The organism is Desulfocurvus sp. (genome assembly GCF_023230885.1).
In the GTDB taxonomy this organism is placed as follows: Bacteria; Desulfobacterota; Desulfovibrionia; order Desulfovibrionales; family Desulfovibrionaceae; genus Desulfocurvus.
In genome coordinates this window covers 1-5,148 of sequence record NZ_JALNWM010000227.1, presented here as the reverse complement: position 1 = coordinate 5,148, position 5,148 = coordinate 1, and the positions used below count along the sequence as shown (strand labels likewise).

The window sequence follows — 5,148 nt, the reverse complement described above, 5'->3', positions numbered from 1 at the left end:
GGCGGCAACTACATCGTGGGCATCGTCATCTTCCTCATCCTGTTCGCGCTGAACAAGATGGTCATCGTCAACGGCACCACGCGCATCGCCGAGGTGGCGGCGCGCTTCACCCTGGACAGCCTGCCCGGCAAGCAGATGGCCATCGAGGCCGACCTGAACGCCGGGCTCATCGACGAGAAGGAAGCCACCACGCGCCGCCACGCCATCCGCAAGGAGGCCGACTTCTACGGCGCCATGGACGGCGCGGGCAAGTTCGTGTCCGGCGACGTGAAGGCCGGCATCCTCATCACGGCCATCAACCTCGTGGGCGGCATCCTCATCGGCACCCTGCAAAAGGGCCTGAGCTGGTCCGACGCGGCCCAGACCTACACCCTGCTGACCATCGGCGACGGCCTGGTTTCGACCATCCCCTCGCTCATCGTTTCCACCAGCGCGGGCATCATCGTCTCGCGCGCGGCGGCCGAGGCGCGCATGGGCCAGGAGTTCCTGGCGCAGCTCACCTTCCACACCCGGGCTCTCAAGCTCGTGTCCGTGATCCTGGTGGTCTTCTCCCTGGTGCCGGGCATGCCCATGCTCGTCTTCCTGGCCCTGGCGGGGCTGGTGTACTTCCTGTCCACCCTGTCGGCCCGCCACCGCGAGAGCCAGGGCGAGGAGTCGCGCGCCAGGGCCCAGGCGCCCCAGGCCCTGGACACCCCCGAGGAGGTTCAGACCCTGCTGCCCCTGGACGTGCTCGAACTGGAGGTCGGCTACGGGCTCATCCCCCTGGTGGACGAGGAGCAGGACGGCAACCTGCTGGCGCGCATCCGCTCCATCCGCCGCCAGTTCGCCCTGGACATGGGCGTGGTGGTGCCCTCGCTGCACCTGCGCGACAACCTCCAGCTCAAGCCCGGGCAGTATTCCGTGCTCATCAAGGGCAACCAGGTGGCCACCGGCGAGATCATGGTCGACCACCACCTGGCCATGGACCCCGGCGACGCCAAGCATCGCATCCAGGGCATCGAGACCGTGGAGCCCGCCTTCAACCTCCCGGCGCTGTGGATTCCCGAAGCCCAGAAGGAGGAGGCCATGCTCGCCGGGTACACGGTGGTCGACCCCTCCACGGTCATCGCCACGCACCTGACCGAGGTCTTCAAGCGCAACCTGCACGAGTTCCTGGGCCGCCAGGAGGTGCAGGAGCTGCTGGACAACCTGGCCAAGCGCGCGCCCAAGGCCGTGGAGGAGCTGGTGCCCGGAACCATGGACCTGGGCGCGGTGCAGAAGGTGCTCCAGAACCTGGTGCGCGAGCACATCTCCGTGCGCGACCTGCTCACGGTGGTCGAAACCCTGGGCGACTACGGCCGCTCGGTGAAGGACACCGACCAGCTCACCGAGTATGTGCGCTCGCGCATGGGCCGGACCATCATCAAGCCCTACCTCGACTCCAAGGGCACCCTGCCCATCGTGACCCTGGCGCCCCGCATCGACAAGGCCTTCAGCGAAAACCTGCGCCAGACCGAACACGGGGCCTACCTGGCCATGGACCCGGCCCTGGCCCAGCGGATCATCAACCTGATCAACGACGCCGCCGAGCGCGCCGTGAACACCGACGGCCAGCCCGCGCTGCTGGCAACCCCGGCCGTTCGCCCGCACCTGGCACAGCTGCTGCATAGGTTCATCCCGAACCTGCCGGTGATCTCCCAGGCCGAGATACCGGCGGACGTGAAGCTGCAAACCCTGGCCCACGTCGACATGCCGGGCAATGGCAACTGAGCTGAGACCGCAACCCACAGACCGCACGGACAGGCCCCATGCAGGTTAAGACGTTCACCGCCAAGGATGCCCCCTCCGCCATGGCCCGGGTCAAGGCCGAGCTGGGTGGCGACGCCGTGATCCTTTCCACCCGCAAGTGCGCCGAAGGCGGCCGGAGCTGGTGCGAGGTCACCGCCGCCCTGGACTCCCAGCCGCCCAAGGCCCGGCCCGCCGCCCCGGCCCCCGACGAGGCCCCGGCCCCGGGCTGGGGCGAATGGCACCGCGAGTGGGACCAGATCAAGGCCCACCTGACGGCGCTCATGCGCCCGCAGCTCGACCTGGGCGCCCTGGCCCCGCGCCAGCGCCAGGCCCTGGAGCACCTGGAGGGCGAGGGCGTGGGCGAGGGCGCCGTCATGGCCCTGGCCGCGGCCCTCAGGGCCGACCGCCAGGCGTCCATCCTGGCGCCCCTGGGGGTCATGGTCGCCGCCGCGCCCCTGGACGCCCGCCACTGGCCCCAGCGCCTGCACGCCGTGGTCGGCCCCAGCGGCTCGGGCAAGACCACCACCCTGCTGCGCATGGCCCTGGCCTGCCAGCAGGCCCGCCCCGGGGCGCGCATCCTGCTGGTCAACGCCGACGCCGCCCAGGCCAAGGGGCGGATGTTCCTCAAGCATTACGCCGAGCTGTCGGGGATCACATTCCGCGAGGCCGCAAGCCCGCGCGATCTGGCGGGTGTGCTCGCCGCCGGACAAAAGTTTGACAAGGTATTCCTGGACCTGCCTCCCGTGGGCGCGGGGCTGACCCTGGAGGGCTACCTGAAGCTGCTCGGCCTGTCCGAGCGCGACGACCTGGCCGTGCACCTGGTGCTCTCGCCGCTGTACGCCAGCGCGCAGCTCTCCAGCTACCTGCGGGTCTACAAATCCCCGAAAACGGCGTCCCTCGTCTGGACGAAGCTCGACGAAGCCTGTAACTACGGGGATATCGTCAACGCCGCGTACGCAACGGGCCTGCCCGTGTCGGCCCTGTCCTTCGGGTCCGGCCTGCGGGGCACCCTGGTTCCGGCCAAGGCGATCATGCTCTGGAAGCTCCTGTTCAAGCACGAGCTGCCGCAAAGCCCCATCGAGGAAAACCGTGGCCGATACGCTCACTAAGGAAAGGCCAGCCCCCCGCGCAGGACGCGCCCAGGCCACGCCGCAGGTCCTCTCCGTGACCTCCGGCAAAGGCGGGGTCGGCAAGACCAACATCTCCGTGAACCTCGCCTGCCTGCTGGCCCGCGCGGGCAAGCGCGTGGTCCTGCTCGACGCCGATCTCGGGCTGGCCAACGTCGACGTGCTCCTGGGCCTGACCCCGGAAAAGAACCTTTTCCACCTGTTCCAGGAAGGGGCGGAGCTGGCCGACATCCTCATGCCCACGCCCCACGGCTTCTCCATCCTGCCCGCCGCCTCGGGCGTGGGCGAGATGCTCGAACTGCACACCGGGCAGAAGCTCGACCTGCTGGAATCCATGGACAGCATGGATGACCGGGTCGACTTTCTCATCGTGGACACCGGCGCGGGCATCAACGAAAACGTCCTGTATTTCAACCTCGCGGTGCAGGAGCGGCTGCTGGTGCTCACCCCCGAGCCCACCTCGCTCACCGACGCCTACGCCCTGATCAAGGTGCTCAAGGCCGAGCACGGGGTGGAGCGCTTCCGGGTGCTGGTGAACATGGCCCGCACCCCCGAGGCCGCACGCGAGGTCTACGCCAAGCTGCACGCCGCGTGCGACCATTTCCTGTCGGGCGTCTCCCTGGATCTGGCGGGAGTGGTGCCCTTCGACCCGGGAGTGCGCGCAGCCGTGGTGCGCCAGACGCCGTTTGCCGTGCTGGACCCGCAGGGCCCGGCCGCCACCGCCCTGGCGGCGGTCGCCAGGAAGGTAACCTCATGGAAGGGAGCCACACAGCTCGATGGAAACATTAAGTTTTTCTGGAAAAAGCTCCTCTTCCAGAACTGAGCCGTGGAAGCTCCTCGAAACCGGGGAGTGTCCGTGGACGCAGTTCAACGCCCGGGAGCAGGACGCCATCGCCAGGCACTTCGCCCCCAAGGTGAAGATCCTGGCCCTGCGCCTGAAGGGCAAGCTGCCCCAGCAGGTCGACCTGGGCGAGCTGATCTCCGCAGGAACCCTGGGGCTCATCGAATGCCTGCGCAAGTACAAGCCCGAGCTGAACATCAAGTTCGAGACCTACGCGGAGAACCGGATCAAGGGCGCCATGCTCGACGAGCTGCGGCGCATGGACTGGTTCTCGCGCGGGCTGCGGGCCCGGGTGCGCCAGCTGGAGGAGGCCACCCTGACCCTGGAGCGCCAAACCGGGCACAAGCCCACCCAGGAGGAGCTCATGCGCGAAACCGGCCTGTCGCGCAAGGACGTGGAGTCCGGGCTGGCCGCCCTGCAAAACCAGCTCTGCCTGAGCCTTGAAACCATCCAGGACCACTTCTGCGCCGAGAACGGGGCCCACAACGACAACGAACCCTACCGCTCGGCGGCCATGCAGGATGTTGTTGACAAAATCGCCAAGCTGATAGACGAGTTGACCCTCCGGGAGAAACTGGTATTATCCCTCTATTACAGCGACGAGTTGAACATGCGGGAAACTGCGGAGGTCATGGGCATCACCGAGGGGCGGGTTTCCCAGCTCCACTCCCAGGCCCTCAGGAAACTGCGACACAAATTCCGGGCCGCATACGGCCTTGATTAGAGCGGGAGACTTTTCATGGCTTACGACAAGAACATGCGGGTACTCGTCGTGGACGACTTTTCGACCATGCGCCGGATCATCAAAAACATCCTGCGCCAGCTCGGTTTCAACAATATCGTCGAAGCCGACGACGGGAGCACCGCCTGGGAAATCCTCAACAAGGACAAGATCGACTTCATCGTGTCCGACTGGAACATGCCCGAGATGCCGGGCATCGACCTACTCCGCAAGGTCCGGGCCAGCGAGGAGTTCCAGCACATCCCGTTTTTGATGGTCACCGCCGAGGGCTTGCAGGAGAACATCATCGAGGCGGTCCAGGCCAAGGTCTCCAACTACATCGTCAAGCCCTTCACCGCCGAGACCCTCTCCCAGAAGATCGACAAGATCTTCGAACGCAAGTAGCGCCCCGCGCAGGCGCCTTGCGCAGCGGAGGTCCTCATGGTTCCCGGCGACAGCATCGCAGACGGCTTTGACGGCGACGCCGCCAAGGCCGAGCTCGATGTCGAGGAGCTGGCCGCCGGGCTCCCCAGGGAGCAGCAGAAGGTCGAACTGGACCTTGAGGACGCCCCCTTCCTCGACGAGGACGAAGAGGAAGAGGAGGAGGAGCAGCCCGAGGAGGAGCCCGCCGCCCCTGTCGCCCTGGAGCCCCCGCCCGGCGACGGCCTCCCCTGGTTCCGGCGCAGGAAGAT

At 67.2% G+C, this 5,148-nt stretch carries 5 protein-coding genes and 1 pseudogene; all 6 read left to right on the top strand.

The window, feature by feature from the left end; translation table 11 throughout:
• Positions 1-1,749: flagellar biosynthesis protein FlhA (locus tag M0P34_RS13595; RefSeq protein ID WP_291500061.1), on the top strand; the 1,749-nt coding region annotated here is incomplete at its 5' end.
• Positions 1,750-1,787: 38 nt separating this feature from the next.
• Positions 1,788-2,876: a hypothetical protein gene (locus M0P34_RS13590; RefSeq protein WP_291500059.1), complete on the top strand. Its 1,089-nt coding sequence runs from the start codon at positions 1,788-1,790 to the stop codon at positions 2,874-2,876.
• Between the two features lie 55 nt (positions 2,877-2,931).
• Complete coding sequence (locus M0P34_RS13585; protein WP_291500057.1) at positions 2,932-3,717, top strand: MinD/ParA family protein; 786 nt, start codon at positions 2,932-2,934, stop codon at positions 3,715-3,717.
• Positions 3,671-4,459, top strand: coding sequence for a FliA/WhiG family RNA polymerase sigma factor (locus M0P34_RS13580; protein WP_291500054.1), 789 nt, complete (start codon positions 3,671-3,673; stop codon positions 4,457-4,459). The genes M0P34_RS13585 and M0P34_RS13580 overlap by 47 nt, the downstream gene beginning before the upstream one ends.
• Before the next feature lie 15 nt (positions 4,460-4,474).
• Positions 4,475-4,861 (top strand): chemotaxis response regulator CheY, encoded by a 387-nt coding sequence (locus M0P34_RS13575; protein ID WP_291500052.1) that lies wholly within the window; start codon positions 4,475-4,477, stop codon positions 4,859-4,861.
• A 36-nt stretch (positions 4,862-4,897) separates the two neighbouring features.
• Positions 4,898-5,148, top strand: a pseudogene (locus tag M0P34_RS13570) (hypothetical protein); the annotation flags it as partial.